The organism is Chelativorans sp. (assembly GCF_031180965.1).
Taxonomy (GTDB): domain Bacteria; phylum Pseudomonadota; class Alphaproteobacteria; order Rhizobiales; family Rhizobiaceae; genus Chelativorans.
The window spans coordinates 35597-57363 of the sequence record NZ_JAPSLH010000017.1 but is presented as its reverse complement, the minus strand read 5'-3'; the positions used below and the strand labels follow the sequence as shown (position 1 = coordinate 57363).

At 64.5% G+C, this 21767-nt stretch carries 22 protein-coding genes; 11 read left to right on the top strand and 11 right to left on the bottom strand.

The genetic code is table 11. From position 1 onward, the window contains the following. Positions 1–40 precede the first annotated feature (40 nt). Positions 41–838: a GH25 family lysozyme gene (locus tag RIN79_RS13895; RefSeq protein WP_309085266.1), complete on the top strand. Its 798-nt coding sequence runs from the start codon at positions 41–43 to the stop codon at positions 836–838. A gap of 135 nt (positions 839–973) precedes the next feature. On the opposite strand, the gene RIN79_RS13890 is transcribed toward RIN79_RS13895, so the two are convergent. After that, complete coding sequence (locus RIN79_RS13890; protein ID WP_309085265.1) at positions 974–2194, bottom strand: alanine racemase; 1221 nt, start codon at positions 2192–2194, stop codon at positions 974–976. A gap of 165 nt (positions 2195–2359) precedes the next feature. On the opposite strand from RIN79_RS13890, the gene RIN79_RS13885 reads away from it, so the two are divergent. Continuing rightward, entirely contained in the window at positions 2360–3277 is a 918-nt protein-coding gene (locus RIN79_RS13885; RefSeq protein ID WP_309085264.1) for a DMT family transporter, read from the top strand. A gap of 351 nt (positions 3278–3628) precedes the next feature. On the opposite strand, the gene metF is transcribed toward RIN79_RS13885, so the two are convergent. The 3 genes from metF to RIN79_RS13870 form a co-directional block, all read right to left on the bottom strand. Next, positions 3629–4549 carry a methylenetetrahydrofolate reductase [NAD(P)H] gene (metF, locus tag RIN79_RS13880; RefSeq protein WP_309085263.1) on the bottom strand — a complete coding sequence of 307 codons (921 nt, stop codon included), beginning with the start codon at positions 4547–4549 and terminating at the stop codon, positions 3629–3631. Then, positions 4549–5562 (bottom strand): metalloregulator ArsR/SmtB family transcription factor, encoded by a 1014-nt coding sequence (locus RIN79_RS13875; RefSeq protein ID WP_309085262.1) that lies wholly within the window; start codon positions 5560–5562, stop codon positions 4549–4551. The genes metF and RIN79_RS13875 overlap by 1 nt, the downstream gene beginning before the upstream one ends. A gap of 109 nt (positions 5563–5671) precedes the next feature. Next, positions 5672–6049 carry a VOC family protein gene (locus tag RIN79_RS13870; protein WP_309085297.1) on the bottom strand — a complete coding sequence of 126 codons (378 nt, stop codon included), beginning with the start codon at positions 6047–6049 and terminating at the stop codon, positions 5672–5674. 602 nt (positions 6050–6651) lie between these two features. Here RIN79_RS13870 and RIN79_RS13865 point away from each other — a divergent pair. Further along, positions 6652–7497, top strand: a complete 846-nt coding sequence (locus RIN79_RS13865) for an AraC family transcriptional regulator (protein WP_309085261.1) — start codon at positions 6652–6654, stop codon at positions 7495–7497. A gap of 71 nt (positions 7498–7568) precedes the next feature. Then, positions 7569–7883, top strand: a complete 315-nt coding sequence (locus tag RIN79_RS13860; RefSeq protein WP_309085260.1) for a DUF2293 domain-containing protein — start codon at positions 7569–7571, stop codon at positions 7881–7883. 1 nt (position 7884) lies between these two features. On the opposite strand, the gene RIN79_RS13855 is transcribed toward RIN79_RS13860, so the two are convergent. The 5 genes from RIN79_RS13855 to ettA all read right to left on the bottom strand — a co-directional run bounded on the left by RIN79_RS13855 (position 7885) and on the right by ettA (position 13384). Then, entirely contained in the window at positions 7885–8496 is a 612-nt protein-coding gene (locus RIN79_RS13855) for an MOSC domain-containing protein (protein ID WP_309085259.1), read from the bottom strand. Positions 8497–8503: 7 nt separating this feature from the next. Further along, on the bottom strand, positions 8504–9688 hold the full coding sequence (locus RIN79_RS13850) for a beta-ketoacyl-ACP synthase III (protein ID WP_309085258.1): 1185 nt from the start codon (positions 9686–9688) through the stop codon (positions 8504–8506). Between the two features lie 100 nt (positions 9689–9788). Beyond that, positions 9789–10199 (bottom strand): response regulator, encoded by a 411-nt coding sequence (locus RIN79_RS13845; RefSeq protein ID WP_309085257.1) that lies wholly within the window; start codon positions 10197–10199, stop codon positions 9789–9791. A gap of 11 nt (positions 10200–10210) precedes the next feature. Beyond that, on the bottom strand, positions 10211–11656 hold the full coding sequence (locus tag RIN79_RS13840) for a PAS domain-containing protein (protein ID WP_309085256.1): 1446 nt from the start codon (positions 11654–11656) through the stop codon (positions 10211–10213). Between the two features lie 78 nt (positions 11657–11734). Next, positions 11735–13384: an energy-dependent translational throttle protein EttA gene (gene ettA, locus RIN79_RS13835; protein ID WP_309085255.1), complete on the bottom strand. Its 1650-nt coding sequence runs from the start codon at positions 13382–13384 to the stop codon at positions 11735–11737. A 102-nt stretch (positions 13385–13486) separates the two neighbouring features. Between ettA and RIN79_RS13830 the strand changes: the two genes are divergently transcribed. From RIN79_RS13830 to RIN79_RS13810, 5 genes are all read left to right on the top strand, one after another. After that, positions 13487–14419, top strand: coding sequence for an alpha/beta hydrolase (locus tag RIN79_RS13830; RefSeq protein ID WP_309085254.1), 933 nt, complete (start codon positions 13487–13489; stop codon positions 14417–14419). An 82-nt stretch (positions 14420–14501) separates the two neighbouring features. After that, a complete protein-coding gene (locus tag RIN79_RS13825) occupies positions 14502–15674 on the top strand; it encodes a CaiB/BaiF CoA-transferase family protein (RefSeq protein ID WP_309085253.1) in 1173 nt (390 codons plus the stop codon). Then, positions 15671–17320, top strand: coding sequence for a thiamine pyrophosphate-binding protein (locus tag RIN79_RS13820; protein WP_309085252.1), 1650 nt, complete (start codon positions 15671–15673; stop codon positions 17318–17320). Before RIN79_RS13825 ends, RIN79_RS13820 begins: the two co-directional genes overlap by 4 nt. Positions 17321–17368: 48 nt before the next feature. Continuing rightward, positions 17369–17899, top strand: a complete 531-nt coding sequence (locus tag RIN79_RS13815; protein WP_309085251.1) for a putative glycolipid-binding domain-containing protein — start codon at positions 17369–17371, stop codon at positions 17897–17899. A gap of 119 nt (positions 17900–18018) precedes the next feature. Then, positions 18019–18846 carry a methyltransferase domain-containing protein gene (locus tag RIN79_RS13810; RefSeq protein ID WP_309085250.1) on the top strand — a complete coding sequence of 276 codons (828 nt, stop codon included), beginning with the start codon at positions 18019–18021 and terminating at the stop codon, positions 18844–18846. A 69-nt stretch (positions 18847–18915) separates the two neighbouring features. On the opposite strand, the gene RIN79_RS13805 is transcribed toward RIN79_RS13810, so the two are convergent. Further along, complete coding sequence (locus RIN79_RS13805; protein WP_309085249.1) at positions 18916–19077, bottom strand: hypothetical protein; 162 nt, start codon at positions 19075–19077, stop codon at positions 18916–18918. 113 nt (positions 19078–19190) lie between these two features. Here RIN79_RS13805 and RIN79_RS13800 point away from each other — a divergent pair, with 113 nt between their 5' ends. Beyond that, complete coding sequence (locus RIN79_RS13800; protein ID WP_309085248.1) at positions 19191–19526, top strand: hypothetical protein; 336 nt, start codon at positions 19191–19193, stop codon at positions 19524–19526. A 25-nt stretch (positions 19527–19551) separates the two neighbouring features. Here RIN79_RS13800 and RIN79_RS13795 read toward each other — a convergent pair whose 3' ends face one another. Then, the gene (locus RIN79_RS13795) at positions 19552–20166 is read right to left on the bottom strand and encodes a TetR family transcriptional regulator C-terminal domain-containing protein (RefSeq protein WP_309085247.1); all 615 of its coding nucleotides are present in this window, start codon (positions 20164–20166) and stop codon (positions 19552–19554) included. Between the two features lie 216 nt (positions 20167–20382). Between RIN79_RS13795 and RIN79_RS13790 the strand changes: the two genes are divergently transcribed. Continuing rightward, positions 20383–21711, top strand: coding sequence for an aspartate aminotransferase family protein (locus RIN79_RS13790; RefSeq protein ID WP_309085246.1), 1329 nt, complete (start codon positions 20383–20385; stop codon positions 21709–21711). Positions 21712–21767: the final 56 nt, after the last annotated feature.

Here is a 21767-nt window from a genome sequence, read left to right as displayed (position 1 = left end):
CGCACGATAGCGATTCGCTTGCGGGGAGGCTCTCCGAAACATGCGTCTGACGAAAATTTTGCTGAGCCTGCTTCTGCTCGCCGGCTGCTCCGGGGCGAGCTACGACTTTTCCGACCTTGTCTCGCCAGCGGCCCTGCCAAGCTCCTCCGGCGGCCTCCGCTTTGCCGACAATGATCAGCATGACTGGACCGGCCGCGCTCCCTGGCACTATCCGGTTCACGGCACGGACGTCTCGAAGTACCAGGGCGAGGTGGACTGGCAGGCCCTGCGCCGCAACGGCATCTCCTTCGCCTTCATCAAAGCGACCGAGGGCGGCGATCGGGTGGACGACATGTTCCACCGCAACTGGAGCGCGGCAAAAGCCGCCGGGATTCCGCGCGGGGCCTACCACTTCTATTATTTCTGCCGGCCCGCAGTGGAGCAGGCGCGCTGGTTCATCCGCCACGTCCCGCGCGACAGCGGCGCGCTGCCGCCGGTGCTCGACATGGAGTGGAACCACCTCTCGCCCACCTGCAAGCTGCGGCCGCCCGCCGAGACCGTGCGCGCCGAGATGCAGGTCTTCCTCGACATGGTGGAGCGCCACTACGGCAAGCGGCCGATCATCTACACCTCCGTCGATTTCTTCGACGACAACGGGCTCTGGCGCTTCAAGGGCTATCCCTTCTGGCTGCGCTCGGTGGCCGGCCATCCGGACGAGAAATACGACAACCACCCCTGGGTGTTTTGGCAGTACACGGGAACCGGCATCGTCCCCGGCATCAGGGGCAATGCCGACATCAATGTCTTCCACGGCAATGCCGAAGCCTGGCGCGGTTGGCTAAGGGCCAATGCGGGATAGGGGAATAGGGGAACAGGGGAACAGACGCTTGTCGCCTTGTCTAGACAACTAGACAACATCATCAGGGAAAGTGGACGCTCGCCCACTGCCTTTCCCCTACTCCCCTACTCCCCTACTCCCTTCCTCCATAACTCCCTAGTCCGCCATCGTCTCCAGGCTCGCGAGCCCTTCCGGGGCATCCCCTTCGTCGAACGGTTTTTCGACCTCGACGAATGTGTCCGGGTAGAACCCGTTGAAGCGGGTCCGGAGCGCCATCGAGTAGGCGCCGATATGGCCGATCTCGATCCAGTCGCCGGTGTCCACCGTCTCCGGCAGCCAGAAGGGCCGCGAGAGGATGTCGACGGAATCACAGGTAGCGCCGCAGACGCGGAACGGCACGATGTTCTCTGCCTTGCCGTTGCGCGTGCGAATGGCCGGATCGGGGATGAAGCGTGCCGGCAGCGTGATCTTGCCCGTCCAGGAATCCGACAGCGAAGCCCAGATGCCGTCATTGATGTAGAGCCGCCTGCCCTTGCGCAGGAGCACCCGAACGAGTAGCGAGAAGGCGCGCGCGACGATCACCCGGCCGGGCTCGGCGACAAGCGGCAGCGTGTCGAAGCCCCATTCCAAGATATCGGCCCTAAGCCGCGCCATGAGCTCGTCGAGCGAGGGCATCTCCGGCTTCCGGCGGTTGGGGTCGTGCCCGTATTCGGCCGGAAAGCCGCCGCCCAGATCGAGCGCAGCGAGCGGCACGCCGGCCCTGTTCCGCACCCAGTCGGCCGAGGCGAGCGCCCGTTCATAGGTCTCCGGGTCCTCGATCTGGCTGCCCACATGAAAGCAGATGCCGACCTTGTAGCCGTTGCGGTGAAGCCGCTGCAGGAGCTCTACCGCATAGGCGGGCCCGGCGCCGAATTTCTTCGACAGTTCGTAGGCGGCATTACCCTTGGTCTGAAGGCGCACGAAGATCGTCAGTGCGCCCGGATCGATGTCGAGCGCGCGTGCGATCCGGATCACCTTGGTCACCTCGTCCTCATGATCGACGGCGATGACGCGGATCTTGTAGTCCTGCAGCGCCAGGCGGATATCCGACTGCGTCTTGACGGGATGCATGTAGAGCATCTCGGCATGCGGCGCGACGGCCCGCACGGCGGCGAATTCCGCCGGCGAAGCCACATCGAAGGCCGTAACGCCGGCTTCCGCCAGGGTTTTTAAGACGAGTTCCTCGCCATTGGTCTTGACGGCATAGGCGGTCTTGCCCGGAAACATGCTCATGAAGTGGCGGGCATCGGCCTTCAGCACCTCCGGCCGGAAGCAGTAGACGGAATCGTCGGGCCGCATCTTCAGGGCAACGTCCCGGGCGGTCTCGAATCGCTGCATCGCCAACCTCCAGTGCGGGGGCAAACTAGTTCGCGGCGGATGCAAAGGGAACCGCCGCCAGCATCTTTCCGCGCCGTGGTGGTGCAAGTCTTGCGCGAGGAGCGGAAATCGGGTGGCCCGCGGCGCGCCGGATGCTATGGCAAGGCTCTTTTTCTGGAGGCCCTCATGGCTGTCGGCACGGAAATGGCCCCGGCAAGGCAGATCTCGCTCAAGGACTGGACGCTGCTCATCCTGCTCGGCGCGATCTGGGGCGGCTCCTTCTTCTTTGTCAGCATCGCCGTTGCCGAGATCCCGCCGCTCAACCTGGTGATGTTCCGCGTTGCCATTGCCGCCGCCATACTGCAGATCTGGCTGGGCATCCGCGGTCCGAGCTTCCGCCTCGCTTTTCCCATGGCCGGCAGCTTCTTCGCGCTCGCTTTCCTCAACAACATCATTCCGTTCTCGCTGATGTTCCTCGGCCAGACGGAGATCGGCGCGGGGCTCGCTTCCGTCCTCAACGCGACCACCCCCTTCTGGACCGCCATTCTGGCCAACATGTTCACGGCCGACGAAAAGCTCTCCTTGCCGAAGCTCTGCGGCATCCTCTTCGGCATCGCCGGGACGGCCGTGATGATCGGGCCCGGACTCATGACAGGCCTCGGCGGGCCGATATGGGCAAAGCTAGCCTTGGTGGGAACAGCTCTCTCCTATGCCTTCGCCTTCATCTATGCGCGCCGGTTCAGGCATATTCCGCCGCCCGTGATCGCCACGGGGCAGCTTACCGCCTCGACGGTCGTCATGGTGCCCGCAATCCTCCTGCTGCACGGTCCGGAGGGCCTTTTCGCCGCGAGCGCCCATGTCTGGGCTGCGGTGGTGGCGCTGGCGGTGCTTGCCACCTCCTTCGCCTATATCATCTATTTCCGGCTGATCGCCTCGGCCGGCGCCACCAATGCTTCGCTTGTGACGCTGATCGTGCCCGTCAGCGCCATCCTGCTCGGCACGCTTTTCCTTGGCGAACGGCTGGAGAGCTTCGAAATCGCGGGAATGGTTCTTATCGGTCTGGGGCTGGTCACCATCGACGGCCGGCTTCTTCGCCGGCAGTGAGGGCACCCTTCCCGGCGTAAACATTTTGTGAAGGACTGGCATTTTGCTCAGCAAAAGCAAGGCTGAGCGCTATCCTATTAGAATACCATTCTACGACTCTGCTGCATTGCAGCACACAAACCTCTTGGCAACGGTTTGTTAATACCTAGAATCCGAGGTCCCAGTCAGCAGAGGAGGCTTCGCTTATGGGACTGACTAGGCCACTCAACGCGCTCGTCATCTGTGCGGCTTTCGTATTCGTTGGCGCGCTCATCATGGGGGTCCTGCCGTAAGCAGGTTGAGCCGAAAAGACCGAAGCTGAAGAACAGCAAGGCCGGGTGAAAACCCGGCCTTTTTTGCGCCTGCTCTCCGTCAAGCAGCCACCGGTGCGGAGGCCGCCCTTTCCGCTTCGGGGCGAATGCCGATCATGTGGCAGATGGCGAAGGCCAGTTCCGCCCGGTTCATCGTGTAGAAATGGAAGTCGCAAACGCCGCGCTCTATGAGGTCGAGAACCTGCTCTGCTGCCACAGCGGCGGCGACGAGCTGGTGCGTGGCGGGATCCCGCTCAAGTCCGGCGAAGCGCTCTGCCATCCACGCCGGCACATGCGAACCGCAGCGGCCGGCAAAGCGGACCATCTGGGGAAAATTGTGGACCGGCAGGATGCCGGGCACGATCGGCACGTAAATGCCGGAGCGCCGGACGCGCTCGACGTAGCGTTCGAAAGCGTCGTTGTCGAAGAAGAATTGGGTGATCGCGCGCGTGGCGCCATTGTCCACCTTGCGCTTCAGCATCTCGATATCGGTGGCAAAATCCGGGCTTTCCGGATGCTTCTCCGGGTAGGCGGAAACGGAGATGTCGAAACTGCCGTGCCGGGCGAGCGCGCGCACAAGCTCGGCCCCGTTCGTGTAGCCTCGGGGATGCGGCCGGTAGGCAGCTCCAACGCCCTCGGTCGGATCGCCGCGCAGGGCGATGAAGCGCCTGATGCCCATGGCTGCGAAATCGGCGATGACACTGTCCACCGCATCCCGGTCGGCATCGACGCAGGTAAGATGCGCGGCCGGGTCGAGCGCCGTTTCCTGCAGGATGCGCCGGAGCGTCCGCGCGGTCGGCTCGCGCGTGGAACCACCCGCGCCATAGGTGACGGATACGAAGGAGGGCCGCAGCGGCGCCAGCCGCTCGACCGTTTCCCAGAGCTTGTGCGCCATGTCCTCCGTCTTGGGCGGAAAGAATTCGAAGGAGACGCGGATCCTGGCGCCTGTTTCAGGCCGCCGTGCAAGCTGGAAAGGCGACATCAGGCAATCTCCCTGTCGGCGGAAACCTCGTGCGAAGCGATGGCCTGACGCCGGTCGCGCGCCATCCAGAGCTTCACCGTCAGCCCCTCGGCCTCGTTGCCGCGCGGCGCGAAGCTGCGCGTTTCGGCCAGGTCGAGCTCGGCCTCGCCAAGCCATTCCGCGATCTGCCTGTCGGCAAAGCCGAGACGCAGATGCGCATGCTCCTCGCGCAGGAATTCATGGCCATGCGGCGCAAAATCGACGATGATCAGCCGCCCGCCCGGGCGCAGGAGCCGCGCTGCCTCCCGCACCGCGCCCGCCGGGTCCTCAAGATAGTGCAGCACCTGGTGGATGGTGACGAGGTCGAAGGCATCGCGCTCCACGGGCGGCGCATAGATGTCGCCGAGGCGCACCTGCGCGTTCGTCACGCCCGCCCGCTCCAGATTGGCCCGGGCGACCGCCAGCATCTCGCGCGAAAGATCGACGCCGACCCCGCGCCGGTAGAGCGGCGAGAACAGTTCGAGCAGCCGTCCTGTGCCAGTGCCGAGATCGACCATGGACTGGAACGTCTTCTCGCCCACCAGCGCCTTGAGGCCGGCTTCCACCGCGGCGTCGGAGACGTGGAGCGAGCGGATATGGTCCCAGCTTGCCGCATTCTTGCGGAAATACTCGGCCGCCCTCTCCTGCCGCCGCCGCTTGATGGCGTCAAGCCGTTCCAGATCGCGGTCGAGCACCGGGTCGGTGCGGTCGACGCGCGCCACCACTCCGTCCACGAACTCGCGCGCAGCCTCCCCGTCGGACAGCCGGAAGAAGGCCCAGGAGCCTTCCTGGTAGCGGGCGATGAGGCCGGATTCGAGCAGGAGCTTGAGATGGCGCGAGACGCGCGGCTGCGACTGGTTGAGGATTTCGGTCAGGTCGGAGACCGTCAGGTCGGCATGGGAGAGGAGCACGAGGATGCGCAGCCGGCTCGGCTCCGCCGCCGCCTTGAGGATGTCGACCATTAGGTCGAGCCGGATTCTCGGACGCTTCAGCATTCAGGCCTCCAAAAGATATAAAGATATGCTTATATCCTTTGGAGGCGCTTGACAAGCCTGCGGCCCAGGGGCGCGGCCGAGCCCGTGCGCTAGCAGCCTTTTGCCTCAGCTAGTCAGCCCGGCCGCAATAAGCCTCGATGCGGTAGCCATCCGGATCGATGACATAGGCAGCATAGTAGGCGGGCCCGTATTCCGGACGGAGGCCAGGTCCGCCATTGTCGCGCCCGCCCGCCGCGACAGCCGCGGTGTGGAACGCATCCACGCTCTGTCGGGATGGCGCGCCGAAGCAGAAATGGAGGCCCGACGTCTCGTCCGGCGGAACCGGCCGCTCGGCCGTATTGACCCACAAGCTTACGAGATCATGCCCATAGCCGAGCGATGCTACACCGGCGCTGAGGCGGGAATAGCCAAGCGGCTCGAGCGCCGCGTCGTAGAACCGCCTGGCGCGCTCCAAGTCGCGCACACCGATCGAAACGTGGTCGAGCATCGGAATGCTTTTCCGGGTCTGCACGCCCGGCACACGCCGCGCCTCGAACTCCGTTTGCAGGCTCCAGGTGGCGCCGTCGTCGGTCGAGACCTCGCCCAGCCAACGGAACGAGTCCGGAGAAATGTCCGTAAAAGTCCAGCGGGTCGCCTCGCCGGCATCGTTCCTGCCTTCCTGCACGATGTCCTTGCCACGGGCGCGGCCGATCTGGCGCGAATAATATGGCCTGACCGGGTCGCTCCACAGGATGTGCCAGGCATCCAGATTGGGGTCATAGACGCGAAGCGTCGTCCCGTAGAAGGCGCCGGGCAGGATCCAGGTGTCCTGGATGGCACGGCCCTCCAGCACCCAGCCGAAATGGATCTCGCCGCGGCCGCGCTGCACGACGCCTTCGTCAGAATGCATGAAAGCGTCCATTTCCCAGTCGCCGATCAGCCAGCTGTAAAGGCGCATCTTGTCCGCCCGATCGGGCGCCGGAGCATCGGCGTGGAGGGCTTCGATAAACGAGGTTTTCATGGCTGTCCCTTTCCCTCATATGTCAGGAGGGTTCCGGCGATAGGCGATCGGCCGTTCCGCCGCTTGGGGAAAATTGCTATATCGCGCCGATGTCGACCCACTCCCGCACCTTGGCCTCCGGCGCCGGCTGGCGGGTCAGCCGTTTCCTCTGCACGGCCGGCCCGCAGGACCGCCCCTTCGAGGAACAGCACGCGTCCGTCTGCGTGGCCGCCGTCACGCACGGCACCTTCCGCTACCGGTCCTCGCGCGGTTCGGCGCTGCTCGCCCCGGGAGCACTGCTGCTCGGCAATCCCTGCACCTGCTACGAATGCAGCCATGAGCATGGGACGGGCGACGAATGTCTTGCCTTCCATTTCGCCCCCGACAACTGGGAGGGCATAGTGGCCGCCGTGCCGGGCGCGCGGGCGGCCACTTTCGACGCCCCGCGCCTGCCGCCCCTGCCCCAACTCATGCCTCTGCTGACCGAAGCGGAGGGCGCTGCAGGGACCGGAGCGGCGGCGGAGTTGGAGGAACTGTCGCTGCGCCTCGCAGGCGCGGTGATGACCCTCCTTGCCGACAGGCCAGGTTCGGGACGGGACCCGACCGCCCGCGACGAGCGGCGCATTTCCGAAGCCCTGCGCTGCGTCGAAGCCAGGGCGCATGAACCGGAAAACGTCTCGCTGGAGGCTCTTGCCCGCGACGCGGCGATGAGCCCTTACCATTTCCTCCGCACCTTCCGCCGCGTGGTCGGCATGACGCCGCACCAGTTCGTGCTGCGCACGCGCCTGCACCGCGCAGCACTGAAGGTCCGGCAGTCGGACGATCCCATCACCAGCATCGCCTTCGATGCCGGCTTCAACGACCTCTCCACCTTCAACCGCCACTTCCGGCGGGCCATGGGCGTGAGCCCCGGCGCCTACCGCGCGAGGCGGGTGAGCCGCCGCATGGCGGCCTGAAGCACCCGTTGCAATGTCGCGCTTTGAAGGGCCCGTCGTCTCGTATATTGCCCGGCGATGAGGAGCAGGTGATGAGAGTCTCGACCGCGCGCCAACGTGCCGTGAACAAGGCCCTGACGGCGCTGCTGCCGCAGGCGCCCTACTCGGACACGGAAAAGATCCGCGCGCTCGCCAACGACCGCAAGCTGCGTTCGCTGCCGCCGTCGGTGGCGGTCTGGATCGCCACCGTCACCCATCTGCGCCACGAGCACAGCGACTACGACCAGCTTCTGGCCGAGGGCTATGACCGCGACGCGGCGCGCTTCTTCGTGGTCGACCAGATCAACGACGTGCTGACCCGGTGGCGCGCGACGCGGCTGCTGGAACCTGACGACGACGAGGAATAGCTTAAGGCCGGTAGATCCACTGCTCGGGAATGCGCAGCGAGACGCGCTCGCCGGCCGCGATCCGGCCGGGCTTCTCCACCCAGGCGAGCACGCCACGCAGGCGCCTTGCCACCTTGGGAAAGAGCAGCGCGCCGGCCTCGACATCGGCCATGCCGGCGTTCTGCGCCACCGCCCTCCCCGCGATGCGACAGGGGCCATTCTGGAAGTCGACCTTCAGCGTGGCGCCGCCCTCGAAGAAGAGGAGCGTTCCGGCGGGAAGCATGGACAGCCGCGGCACGCCGTCGAGCAGAAGATTGGCGCCGATCCATTCCGGTCGCACCTCTGCTATGCCCATGCCTGCCGCGATCTCCGCCAGTTCGTCCGGCGCGACCAGCGTGAGCTGACGCTCGTTGCGGATTTCCGTACCGCGCCTGTACCACGGCTCCCGCCCGCCGGAGCGCCGCGTGATGCCCGCATGGAGGTCGCCCTCGATGCCGGCAAAACTCAGCTGCAGAGCTTCCACCGCGCTCGTCTGGAAATCGCCGCCCGCGGCGACATAGGTGCCAGCGACGCGGCCCGAAAGCTTTCTGGCCGGAACGATTTCCGGCATTGGATGGGACGGTTGGTCGAGCATGGCCGGCTCACATCATCTTCAGGAGCGCGCCGCCGATGGAATAGCCGGCGCCGAAAGCGCAGAGGAGGCCAAACTCCCCCTGCTGCATATCCTCGTGGTTCTCTGCGAGCGCGATGATCGCGCCGGCAGCGGCCGTGTTGCCGAGCCGCTCGAGGACGGTCGGCGCGCGGTCCTGCCCCACCTCCTCCCCAAGGGCGAGTTTCAGGATCATCGCATTCATGCGGGCATTCGCCTGGTGCAGCCAGAAGCGCCGCATCGTCCGGGGCGTGTGGCCATACTCGGCCAGGAAGTCGATGATGAACTGGTGGCTGGCGATGGTGACTTCCTTGAAGACCTTGCTGCCCACCTGCTTGATCAGCTTGCCTTCCATGTCGAGATGGTAGGGATCGTCCTGGGCAAGCCGGCTGAGAAAGCCGAAATTGGTGCGGATATTGTTGGAGAATTGTGTCCAGACGCGCGTGTCGACGACCTCGAGGCGCCCGTGCCGCTCCCGCCCCGGCTCCATTGTCTCGACAAGCACGGCCACCGCCGCGTCGCCGAAGATGAAATGCGTCTGCCGGTCGCGGAAATTCAGATGCGCCGTGATCAGCTCAGGCGTTACGACCAGCACGCGGCGGTAGGCGCCCGCCCGCACCAGATTCGTCGCCACATGCAGGCCCGCAAGGGCCGACGAGCATCCAAGTCCTATGTCGAAGGCTGCGCCCTCAGCTCCGAGCGCCTGCTGAATCTCGATGGCGATGGCCGGATAGGGACGCTGGTGATGCGCGGCCGAGCAGATGATGAGGTCGATCTCGCCCGGCGCGACCTTCGCCTGCGCCAGCGCCTTTTGCGCCGCCTTCAGACCGAATTCGGCCATGACCGAGAGATCGTCATCCGAGCGTGCCGGTATGACCGGCGCCATCCGCGCCGGATCGAGAATCCCCTCCCGCTCATAGACATGTCGCCGCCGGATGCCGGAGGCTTGCCGGATGAAGTCGGCGCTCGACTTCGGCAGCGGCTCATCGCCACGGCCTTTCCGGCGGATGTTTTCGGTGTCGACCCAGCGGTTGAAGGTCTCCACCAGTTCTTCATTGGAGATGGACGCGGAGGGTATCTCGACGCCGATGCCGGCAAGGCAGACGCGGTCGGACGGCTGGCGCGAAACGGTCGGGGCAAAGCCAAAAGCTTCGCTCTCGCTGATCCGGCGCAGCATGGTTGACCTGCCTGTTCTTCATGGCGGAACCAAGCATGCGCGGCCCCGCCCCCATCCCGGAAATTACTACGAGGCGGCAAGGAAGGGAACGCGAATAAGGCTATTTTCCGGTCGGAACGCCCGGTCTCTTTCCCGGCAGCGCCTGCGCGAGCGCGCGCGCCACGTCGTCGCTGGTATAGGGTTTCTGCAGCATCGGGCGCTCGTGCCATTCCTTCGGAATACCGGATTGGTCGTAGCCCGTGGCGAAGATGATCGGCATTCCCTTTTCTGCCAGCCGTGCGGCTAGCGGAAACACCTCATGCCCGCCGACATTGACATCGAGGATGGCAGCGTCGGCGGCGAGTTCCCCACCCACCATCGCTTCCGCCCGGTCGAAGCGCATCGCCGGGCCGATAATCGTGCAGCCCAGATCCTCCAGGATCATCTCCAGATTCATCGCCACGAGCGCTTCGTCCTCGACGACGAAAATGCGAAGACCATCGAATTTCCCGGGCATTTCGTTCGGCTGCATGGCGTGTCCGATCATGCGTTCAAAGGAATGTTGATGCGGCAGGCAAAGCCCTGCGGCGAGAACTCGGCCTCATAGGTGCCTCCGAGTTCGCCGGAGACGACGCGCTCGATCATGCGCGAGCCAAAGCCCCGCCGGCGTGGCGCTTCCACCGGCGGTCCATCCCGCTCGGTCCAGACCAGCTGGAGGTCGCGCGGCTGGCGCTCGGAAAGCCGCCAATTGACGGAAACTTTCCCATTCGCGCTGGAAAGCGCGCCATATTTTGCCGCGTTGGTGGAGAGTTCGTGCGTGACGAGCGCCAGTGCAATCGAGGTTTTCGGGTCGAGCAGGAGCCAGGGGCCGTCCACCCGCACACGGTCGCGGTCGTGCACGGAAAGCTCCTGGCGCACCAAGGTGGTGAGCTCGGTGTTCGCCCATTGCTGCGCGCTGAGCAGGTCATGCGCCTTCGACAGAGCGACGATGCGTGCTTCCAGGTCCGCGCGGGCGCTTTCCAGGTCGCGCGCCGAGCGCATGGTTTGCGAGGCGATGGACTGGACTGTGGCCAGCGTATTCTTGACCCGATGATTGAGCTCGTCGAGGAGGAGGCGCTGGCGACGCTGGGTCTTCACCGCTTCGGTGCGGTCCATGCCCTGAACAAAAATGCCCGTGACCTGCCCGGCGCCATCACGGATCGGATCGTAGGAGAAGTCGACGAAGGTCTCACGCGGCTCCTCGCCCGCGGCGCGCTGGAGGAACAGGCGAACGGCCTCGCCACCGGTGGGTTGTCCCGTCGCCAATACCCGGTCCAACATTTCGAAAAAACCCTGCCCCTCCACCTCCGGAAGCGCGTCGCGCACTTTCTTGCCGAGCACCGCGCGGCCGCCAATAAGTCGGAGATAGGCGTCATTGGCGAATGTAAAGATGTGTTCGGGGCCGGAGAGCACGGCAATGAAGCCCGGCGCCTGCTGGAACAGCCGCCGGAAGTCCTCCGCCTCCTCCAAGAGCGCGCTGTGCTGCCGCTCGGCCTCCTGCGCGCGCTCCAGGAGCTTGATCTCGCCGAAGCGGAAGGGCAGATGCGCCGCTTGCCTTAGCCGGACGAGTTCAGTCACATCGACCGTGTTCTGCACAACATACGCGACATTTCCCTCCCCGTCCCCGAGCGGGGTGTGCACGGCCGACCAGTAGCGCTGCTCCATCCCGCCGCCCTGCTCTTCCGGGCGCTGGATGTCGTAGGAGATGTAGGGAAGCGAATCCATCTCGCCGGTGGCGAAGACGCGCTCGAAGGAAGAGCGCAGGCGCCGCCCGCTTTCGCCTTCATTGGGAAAAAGATCGAAGAGGTGCCGGCCGATCATTTCCTCGCGCGTGCGCATCGTCACGCGCTCATAGGCGGCGTTGACGGCGACGTACCGCAACTGCCGGTCCACGACCATGTGCGGACTGGACAGCGCTTCGAAGACCCGTTCGAAATCGATCCTTACCATTGCCCCCCGGACACCCCGCGCTTCGGGGCGTAACGCACCGAAGCCGGAGAAGGTTGCCTGCGCAGCTATCCGGCAACCCTATCGCGTGAGCCTCTTGTAGGTCACTCGTTTGGGATTGACGCTGTCCGGCCCCAGGCGGCGGACCTTGTCGGCCTCGTATTCCTCGAAATTGCCCTCGAACCACTCGACATGGCTGTCGCCCTCGAAGGCAAGGATGTGGGTGGCCAGGCGGTCGAGGAACATGCGGTCGTGGCTGATAATGACCGCGCAGCCGGCGAAGTTTTCCAGCGCATCCTCGAGTGCGGCCAGCGTTTCCGTGTCGAGGTCGTTTGTCGGCTCGTCGAGCAGGATGACGTTGCCGCCATCCTTCAAGAGCTTGGCAAGGTGCACGCGATTGCGCTGGCCGCCGGAGAGCGTGCCCACACGCTGCTGCTGGTCGCCGCCCTTGAAATTGAACGACGAGCAATAGGCCCTGCTGTTGACCTCGTGCTTGCCGAGCTTGATCACGTCGCTCCCGCCGGAGATTTCCTCCCACACGGTCTTGTTGGGGTCGAGCGAGTCGCGGCTCTGGTCCACATAGCCGAGCTTCACCGTCTCGCCGACGCGGATATCGCCGCTGTCGGGCTTCTCCTGACCGGTGATCATGCGGAAGAGCGTCGTCTTGCCGGCGCCGTTCGGGCCGATCACGCCGACGATGCCGCCGGGCGGCAGTTTGAAGCTCAGATTGTCGATCAGGAGCCGGTCGGAATATCCTTTCGACAGGTTCTCCACCTCGATGACCACATTGCCGAGCCGCTCGCCCGCCGGGATGATGATTTGCGCGTCACCGGGACGGCGGTCGTTCGCGGCGCTCACGAGCTCGTCATAGGCGCGGATGCGCGCTTTTGATTTGGCCTGCCTTGCCTTGGGGCTGGCGGCGATCCACTCGCGCTCGCGCTCCAGCGCCTTCTGGCGGGCGGCCTCCTCGCGGCCTTCCTGCGCCATGCGCTTGGCTTTGGCTTCCAGATAGGCCGAATAGTTCCCTTCATAGGGAATGCCGCGGCCACGGTCGAGTTCGAGGATCCAGCCGGTCACATGATCGAGGAAGTAGCGGTCGTGGGTGACGATCAGAACCGAGCCTGGATATTCGCGCAGATGTTTTTCGAGCCAGGCGGTGGTTTCCGCGTCGAGATGGTTGGTCGGCTCGTCGAGCAGCAGCAGGTCCGGCTGGCGCAGGAGAAGCTGGCACAGCGCCACACGGCGCTTCTCTCCGCCGGAGAGGTTGTTGACGTCCGCATCGCCGGGCGGGCAACGCAGCGCCTCCATGGCCATCTCCACCTGGCTGTCCAAGTCCCAGAGATTCTGGCTGTCGATCTTGTCCTGGAGCGCGGCCGCCTCGTCGGCCGTCTCGTCGGAGTAGTTCATCATGAGCTCGTTGTAGCGGTCGAGGATCGCCTGCTTGGCCTCCACGCCCTTCATCACATTGCCGAGCACATTGAGCGAGGGGTCGAGCTGCGGCTCCTGCGGCAGATAGCCGGAGGTGGCGCCTTCGGCGAGCCAAGCCTCGCCGGTATATTCCTTGTCGAGCCCGGCCATGATCCTGAGCACGGTCGACTTGCCGGCGCCGTTCGGCCCGAGGATGCCGATCTTGGCATCCGGGTAGAAGGAAAGATGGACATTGTCCAAGACCTTCTTGGCTCCGTAGGACTTGCTGAGCCCGGCCATGTGATAGATGAATTGGCGTGCCATGAGGCCGTCACGCTCCATTTCCGGATTGGATGGGGATGAATTCGCCCGCGTATTTATTCGAAACGCGGCCGGGGGGCAATGCGCAAACCAGCCTGAGGCGCGATGGGCTTCGAGGAAACCAGGACATTGAGGACTGCGACAGGGGCGACACTCCGCCTCTATGTCGAACCGGCCGGCAAGGCGCGGGGCGTGGTGCAGATCAACCACGGCCTGGCCGAGCATGCGGGCCGATATGGCCGCTTCGCGCGCTATCTGGCCGGGCGCGGCTTCCACGCGGTCGCGCATGACCATCGCGGGCACGGAGAGACGGCGGCGCCGGGCGCGCCGCTCGGCTCTTTCGGGCCGGAACCCGCGGCGGAGAATGTGCTTGCGGACGTCCTGGCCGTCCATGACCACATCGCCACGGAACATCCCGGCCTACCGGTCATCCTCTTCGGCCATTCAATGGGCGCGATGATCGCGCTGGCTTTTCTTGCGCAGCACTCCCGGCGCGTGCGCGGAGTCGCGCTCTGGAACATGCCGCTGGCAAGCGGGGTGGAGGCGCGTGCCGCCAGGGCAGCGCTTGCCTGGGAACGCTTTCGCCTTGGCTCGGACGTGCCTTCGCGCCTCCTCCCGCAGCTCACCTTTGGGGCCTGGGCGAAGGCGATCACCGATGCCCAGACGCCATTCGACTGGCTTTCCCGCGATAGGGCGGAGGTGGAACGATACGCCGCAGACCCGCTCTGCGGCTGGCCGCCCACAGTCGCCATGTGGCGGGACGTATTTGATTTCAATCTGATGATCACGGCACGCCGGGCGCTGCAGGCAATCCCCAGGGAAATGCCCATTCAGCTTGTAGGCGGCGGCGCCGATCCCTCCACAAAGCACGGTGAAATCATGCTGCGCCTTGCGAGACGCCTTCGCCGAAGCGGCTTTTCGAATCTGCAAACAAGGATTTATCCGGAGAACCGGCACGAATCTCTCAACGAGCTGAACAGAGAAGAGGTGATGCGCGATTTCGCCGCCTGGGCCGACAAACTGCCGGCTGGGCGGTAGTTGCGGTGACCTCAACCGAGTGGAAGCGCCTGCCCGCATCTGCTAGGCAGCATCGCGAAGCTGCGAGAAAGGCACCAAGTCCATGGCAGAACCGCCCTTGAAGGGTATCCGCGTCGTCGAGCTTGCGCGCATCCTCGCCGGCCCCTGGGCCGGGCAGCTGCTCGCCGATCTCGGCGCGGACGTGATCAAGGTGGAGAACCCGGACGGGGGCGACGATACCCGCAGCTGGGGCCCCCCCTTCGTGACCGGCAAGGACGGAGAGGACCTTTCCGCCGCCTATTTTCATGCCTGCAACCGGGGGAAACGGTCGGTCGCGCTAGATTTCAGGGCCGAGAAGGACCGGGCGGTCCTTCTGAAACTGATCGCGTCTGCCGATGTGCTGATCGAGAATTTCAAGCTCGGCGGACTGAAGAAATACGGCCTCGACTACGAGAGCCTGAGGGAGAAAAACCCGCGCCTCGTCTACTGCTCGATCACTGGCTTTGGCCAGGACGGCCCCTATGCACCGCGCGCGGGCTATGATTTCATCATCCAGGGCATGTCGGGCTTGATGTCGATCACCGGCCCGGCCGACGGCGAGCCGCAGAAGGTGGGCGTCGCCGTGACCGATATCTTCACCGGCCTTTACGCGGTGATCGCCATCCAGGCAGCGCTCCGCCATGCGGAACGGACGGGCCAGGGCCAATTTATCGACATGGCGCTTTATGACGCGCAGATCTCCGTGCTGGCGAACCAGAACCTGAATTTCCTGGTTTCCGGCACCGCGCCCATGCGCATGGGCAATGCCCACCCCAATATCTGCCCATACGAGGTTTTCGAGGCGGAGGACGGCCATTTCATCCTCGCGGTCGGCAATGACGGCCAGTTTGCGCGCTTCTGCCAGGTGATCGGCTGCGAGCATCTGCCCGCGAGCCCCGATTTCTCCACCAATGCTGCTCGCGTCGCCAACCGGGCACGTTTAAGGGCCGATATCGCGCCGCGCCTGAAAAGCTTCGCGCGCGATGCACTGCTCGGGAAACTCGATGCGGCGGGCGTGCCGGCGAGCCCGATCAACACGATCGAGGAGATGTTCTCCGATCCGCAGACGATCGCCCGGGGCATGCGGCTCGATCTCGACGACGGCCGCGGCAACATGCTTCCGTCAGTGCGCGCGCCCATGCTGATGTCCGAGACACCGCTCGCCTATTCCCGGCCGTCGCCGCGGCTGGGCGAGCACACACAAGAAATCCTGCGCGAATTGGGGGCAATCGAATGAAGACGGGCGGACAGCTCATCGTCGAGGCGCTGGAGGCGAACGGCGTTGACCGGCTTTATTGCGTGCCGGGCGAAAGCTATCTGGCCGTCCTCGACGCGCTCCACGATTCGAAGATCCGCACCATCGTGTGCCGGCAAGAAGGCGGGGCGGCCATGATGGCCGATTGCCATGGCAGGCTGACCGGCCGACCCGGCATCTGCTTCGTCACGCGCGGTCCCGGCGCCACCAACGCCTCCGCCGGCATACACATCGCGCGCCAGGATTCGGTGCCGATGATCCTCTTCATCGGTCAGGTGGCGAGCCACGCGCGGGAGCGCGAGGCATTTCAGGAGGTGGACTACCGCGCCTTCTACGGCCCCATCGCCAAATGGGCGACGGAGATCGACGACCCGGCCCGCATTCCGGAGATCGTGACCCGGGCCTTTTCCGTTGCGACCTCCGGCCGCCCCGGCCCCGTCGTCGTCTCGCTGCCCGAGAACATGCTGACGGAGACCGCCGAAGCCCCGGCCGCCCTGCCCTATACGCCGGTGGAGACCCGCCCCGGCCACCACGAGATGCAGAAGCTTGCCGAGCTGCTGGGCATGGCGCAGCGCCCGTTTGTGATCCTCGGCGGCACACGCTGGGACGAGGCTTCCGTTTCGGCCTTCCAGAAAGCGGCAGAGCGGTGGGCTCTTCCGGTCGGCGTATCCTTCCGCCGGCAGATGCTCTTCGACCACCTCCATCCCTGCTATGCTGGCGATATCGGCATCGGTCCCAATCCCAAACTGGCGGAAGCGATCCGCAGCGCCGATCTGCTGCTGCTCATCGGCGGGCGTTTTGGCGAAATCCCCTCCTCGGACTACACGCTCCTGAAAAGCCCCTATCCGGACCAGACGCTCGTTCATGTGCATCCGGACGCAAGCGAGCTTGGACGGGTTTATCGCCCAGCGCTTGCCATCAACGCGTCGCCCTCGGCCTTCGCCACCGCCTTCGCCGAGCTTGATCCCGGAGCCATTCCCGACTGGGCCGACGAGACGACACGGCTGCACGGATCCTACCTTTCCTGGTCGACACCGCCCGAGACCGGTCCAGGGCCGGTGCAGATGGGCCCGATCATGAACTATCTTGAAAGCGTGCTGCCCGACGATGCGATCCTCACGAACGGCGCGGGCAATTACGCGACCTGGGTACACCGCTTCCACCGCTTCCGCCGCTATGGCACGCAGGGTGCGCCGACTTCGGGTTCCATGGGCTACGGCACGCCGGCGGCCGTGGCGGCGAAGGAGCTTTTTCCGGAGCGCGTTGTGATCGCCTTTGCCGGCGACGGCTGCTTCCTCATGAACGGTCAGGAATTCGCCACCGCCGTGCAATATGAGCTGCCCCTCATCGTGATCGTGGTCAACAACGGCACATACGGCACGATCCGCATGCACCAGGAGCGCGAATATCCCGGCCGCGTCTCGGGCACCGATTTGAAGAACCCGGATTTTGCGGCGCTTGCCCGCGCCTATGGCGGCCATGGGGAGACCGTGGAGCAGACCGAGCAGTTTGCTCCCGCCTTCGAGCGCGCCCTGCAAAGCGGCAAGCCCGCCATCATAGAGGTAAAGCTTGACCCGGAGGCGATCACGCCAACGAGAACGCTGACGCAGATCCGGGAGGGAAGATAGCCGGGGAGCAGCAGCTCCCCTTTTGGGATTTTCTCGACGGGAGAACGCATGAAACGCATGTGGCGCAGGCTCGATGAACCCGGTCTGGAAGTCTTCCAAATCGAGGGTGAGGCTGACGGCTTTCGCGCCCTCTCGACGGTGGTGCATGCGGGCGAAACGGCATTCGGCCTGTCCTATGTCTGGTTGCTCGACCGGGAATGGCGAACGCGCAGGCTGGACCTGCGCCTCTCCACCCCGCTGCTGCGGGAGATGAGCATCGAGCGTATTCCCGGTGGATGGCTTGTCGACGGCAGAGAAAACCAGAGTCTCGCGGAATGTGAGGAGATCGACGTCTCGGCCACGCCTTTCTGCAATGCATTGGCACTGCGCCTGCTGAAAGGGCCTGGCGAGTTGACGGCGCTTTACGTCGATGTTCCATCGCTGCGATTGTCGCCCTCCCGCCAGCGCTACGAGGCTCTCGCCAAAAGCCGGTGGCGCTACATCGATCTCGGTGTCGCGAAAGGCTTCGAGGCCGATCTCAAGATCGACGCAGACGGCCTCGTCTTTGACTACGAGGGCCTCTTCGAGGCCGTCGGCTAGCGCCCGATGCGCCTCCACCAGTTGACAGTCGCTGCGGCCGACCTAGAGGCGGGCTGGCCCTTTTGTTGAATGCGATTGGCAGGCGTTCGCTTTCTGCTAGACTATGCCAGGGAAACGCTATGCCCAACCCGGTTACTCAGCACTACGGCAGCACTGGCATCGCCGATCGTGTTCTGGCGGCGATCGCAGCAGGTGGCCAAAATCCGCATCAACTGCTGCCCGAAATGCTGTTTCCCTTTGACCAGCTCCATGCCCGTGAGTTGCAGGCAACAGAGGATCACGTGGCATGGCTCGCCCCCTGCCCTGGGGAGCATTTGCTCGACGTGGGCAGCGGAGTCGGGGGGCCTGCGCGTTACGCCGCAGCAAAGCACTCGGTGCGCGTAACCGGGATTGATCTCACACCTGAGTTCGTTGAGGCCGCCCGCGAGTTGACGGACCGGTGCGGCCTTTCAGATCGGGTGACATTCCAGATCGGGAATGCGTTGAGGATGCCGTTTCCAGAGGGGAGTTTCGACGCAGCGATGTGTCTCTACGTCGCGATGAACATCGCCGACAAAACGGCATTGGCCGGCGAGATCGCTCGAATGCTGAAACCTGGCGGCAGACTCATTTGGAGCGAAGCGGTTGGTGTCGACGGACAAGCCCCGCCTTACCCGCTGCCTTGGGGGCGATCCCGCGACACGAGCAGTCTCACCACCGAGGCGGGGTTGCGCAACGCGCTGGAAAGCGCGGGGCTGAGCATCCTGGAGTGGCGGGACGAGACCATGCTTCAGGTGGACCATGCCAGAAATGCGCGGCAGGCCAGCGAAACACCGTCGCCCGAACGCGTCATGGCCAATCAGGTCGTCATGGGCGACGATTTTCTCGAGCGGCGACGCAATTATCTGGCCGGACTGGAGGCTGGCGCCCTTAAAGGGATAGCAATCCTGGCCCGTACTCCCCGATGAACAACCTGAATGACAGCTTCATCCGCCTTCCCTGGCGTATTGGTGCTATGAAGCGCAGTCCCGAGCCGCTCATTCGTCCCTGGCCGCGAGGAACACCCCACCGATTCCCGCTCCAATGGCGATGCCGATCCCGATACCCATCGCGATATCGCCCAGCGCAGCGCCGATGCCCACACCAAGGGCGACTCCGATCGCAATTCCCAAGCCGATGGAAGTAAATCCGTCCTTCATGGTCAGGAAGCTAGCGCTACGCCACGGATGGCAAGAGACCGTGACCGCCCGAATGAGCTCTCGGCAGGAACAGTCTGCATGTTCGGCTGTTTCGAGGTCTCTGGAGAGCTTCCATGGATGAGTTTCAAGCCACCCCCTCGAACGAACTGAGCGAGCTTCGTGCCCGGTCGGCGCAGGTTTTCGGCGATCTTCTTCTTGCCGAGGCGGTTCGCCAGCTTGCTGAACTCGGCGGCGAGGAGGCGCTGGACCACCTGCGCCTGCGCGTCGGCGCCCTGATCGAGGAGTCCCATGATCACGAACGGCACGACGACCGAGCCGGGAGGCTCGCCCTTGAGGAGTTGGAGCGGGCAATCCAGCTTGCGCAGCGCGGAAGCAGCCAGTTGCGCGGCTGGACGGAGGACGCCCCGCCGAGCATCGAGGAGCAGAAGATGCAGTCCGGGGGCGGCTAAGTGCAGTTTGGCCTATTTCAACCCATCAGGCCAGAAACAGGCTCTCCAAGAACGCCGCCGCGTCCTCAAAGCGCCCTTCCCCGCCTCGGTCAGGCCCAAGGACCGCGCGCACCTGCGCGTCGAAATCAGCATAGTGCTGCGTAGTCGCCCAGATGGCGAAGATGAAGTGGTAGGGATCGGCCTTCTTCAACCTTCCCCGGCGCATCCATTCGCGGATGATCTTCGCCTTCTCATCGACCAGCTCCTTGAGCTCGCCCTCCAGCAGGGGCAGGATGTGCGGGGCGCCCTGCAGGATCTCGTTGGCGAAGAGCCGGCTCTCGCGCGGAAAATCACGCGCCATCTCGATCTTGCGTCGGATATAGGAGCGGATCTCGGTGGCCGGATCTCCCTCCGCGTCCATCTCGCGCAGGGGCGCGAGCCAGGCCTGCATCAGCCTGCCGATGAGGGTGACGAAGATCGTCTCCTTGCTCTTGAAGTAGTAGAGAAGGTTCGGCTTCGACATTCCGGCCGCCTCGGCGATCTGGTCGATGGTGGCGCCGCGAAAGCCGTGCTGCGAAAAGACCTCGAGGGCGGCCTCCAGGATCAGCTCGCGCTTCTCGCGCTGGATGCGCGTTCGCCTGGGCTTGACCGTCTCGTCCATTGCGTCGCCTTCTGGTTCCTTGCATGCCGCCGCTGCTGCTGGCACAGCGCATCAGGCGGGCTGGCGCGCGCGGGTGCCCGCGCAAGCCCTTAGAATGGTCTTGACCGCCCCAATGGCGGTGTTAACGTTTGTCCAAACGGTCAAAAATTGCGTATCATTTTTCGCGCGGAATACCAAGCTTGACCGGGACAACAACGGAAAGAAGGAGGCTTGGTGATGCTGGAACGGCTCAACAAACGGCCGAATGATCTCAGCGCATATTGGATGCCGTTCACGGCCAACAGGCAGTTCAAGCAGGCGCCGCGCATGCTGGTGGCCGCCAAAGACATGCACTACTGGACCGATGACGGGCGCAAGGTGCTCGACGGCGCGGCGGGCCTTTGGTGCGTGAATGCCGGCCACTGTCGGCCGAAGATCACCGAGGCCATCCAGAAGCAGGCGGCGGAGATGGACTATGCGCCGCCCTTCCAGATGGGGCACCCGCTCGCCTTCGAGTTCGCCAGCCGCCTCGTCGACATCGCGCCGGAAGGGATGGACCATGTCTTCTTCACCAATTCGGGTTCCGAATCGGTTGAGACCGCGCTGAAGATCGCACTTGCCTATCACCGGGTGCGGGGCGAAGGCGCGCGCACCCGGCTAATCGGCCGCGAGCGCGGCTATCACGGCGTGAATTTCGGCGGCATCTCCGTTGGCGGCATCGTCAACAACAGAAAGATGTTCGGCACGCTGCTCGCGGGGGTCGACCATCTGCCGCACACACACCTGATCGACAAGAACGCATTTTCGCGCGGCGAGCCGGAGCACGGCGCCGAACTGGCCAACGAGTTGGAGCGGATCGTGGCCCTGCACGATGCTTCCACCATTGCGGCCGTCATTGTCGAGCCGGTGGCGGGTTCGGCGGGCGTTATCCTGCCGCCCAAAGGCTATCTGAAGCGCCTGCGCGAGATATGCGACAAGCACGGCATACTCCTGATCTTCGACGAGGTGATCACCGGCTTCGGCCGCCTCGGTGCCCCCTTCGCCGCCGATTATTTCGGCGTTGTGCCGGACATCATGACCACCGCGAAGGGCGTTACCAATGGCGTCATCCCGATGGGCGCGGTCTTCGTCAAGAAGGAGATCCACGACGCCTTCATGACCGGCCCCGAGCATATGATCGAGTTCTTCCACGGCTATACCTATTCGGGAAACCCGATCGCCTGCGCCGCCGGCCTGGCCACGCTCGAGACCTACAAGGAAGAAGGCCTTCTCACGCGCGGTGCCGAAATCGGCAGATATTGGGAGGATGCCCTCCATTCGCTGAAGGACGCCCCGCGCGTGATCGACGTCCGCAATATCGGCTTGGTCGGCGCGATCGAGCTGGAGCCGATCGCCGGGCAACCGACCAAGCGGGCCTTCTCCGCCTTCCTGAAGGCCTTCGAGAAGGGACTGCTGATGCGCACCACCGGCGACATCATCGCGCTCTCGCCGCCGCTGATCATCGAGAAGAGCCAGATCGATGAGCTTGTGGGCATCGTCCGCGAGGTGCTGACCGAAATCGACTAGGGGTGAAAGGCCCCGCAGTCGCGGGGCCTGCTTTCTTGGGGCCGAACGAGAGGGGA